2 protein-coding genes are annotated in these 615 nt (G+C 65.5%); one reads left to right on the forward strand and one right to left on the reverse strand.

Features of this window, described 5'->3' with window-relative positions; all coding sequences use genetic code 11:
- Positions 1–116: 116 nt before the first annotated feature.
- Positions 117–296 (reverse strand): hypothetical protein, encoded by a 180-nt coding sequence (locus D3A59_RS25760; RefSeq protein WP_157991727.1) that lies wholly within the window; start codon positions 294–296, stop codon positions 117–119.
- 52 nt (positions 297–348) lie between these two features.
- On the opposite strand from D3A59_RS25760, the gene D3A59_RS25070 reads away from it, so the two are divergent.
- On the forward strand, positions 349–615 hold a 267-nt coding region (locus tag D3A59_RS25070), incomplete at its 3' end, for a hypothetical protein (protein WP_157991728.1).

Consider the following 615-nt stretch of genomic DNA (forward strand, 5'->3'; position numbering starts at 1 on the left):
CCTGCCTCTTGCTCTTGGCATCAGGCATCCAATCATCACGCAATTGATGACGGGCCTTAAAGCGTCGCGCGTTGAGCGGTCACAACCATGGAGCGCGACGAGCAGTTGCCCGCCCTTCACCGGTAGCGCGGGGCCAGTTTTCCTGCGGGCGTGAGCACGCCCGCACGGGTGACGATCTCCACGGCCTTATCCAAGGGGATCGAGCCGGGGGGGGGCGCGCGCTGCACTTCCGGGCTCCACGAAGGAGCCTGAAGCCGGCGCGTGGCTTGTTGATAGCGCTCGAGGCGCTTGCCCATGCTACGTTGGTGACCTGCCGCACCCGGGGGCGATGTAGTGCACCACCGGGCCGTGGAGGGCGTTCTCGCCGACGAAGACGGGGGACTTGCGCAAGCCCAGGCGCAACGCATCGTCGCCGAGGATCGAGCGCTGCAGCAATTCAAGCGATTTACCAGAGAGCGGATCGTCGAGCTTGCCGCTGTGCTGTCCGATCGCCGCGGCAAAGCGCCGGATCCGGTCATCCTTGTCGGCTTCGCGCTCGATCTGGAAGCTCGCACGCGGTATCTATTCACCCCCGGTGAGTTGAAGAGGACGAAGCGGTGCGCGGCCGAGGTGCAG

It is taken from the genome of Caldimonas tepidiphila (assembly GCF_003569765.1).
GTDB lineage: Bacteria > Pseudomonadota > Gammaproteobacteria > Burkholderiales > Burkholderiaceae_C > Caldimonas > Caldimonas tepidiphila.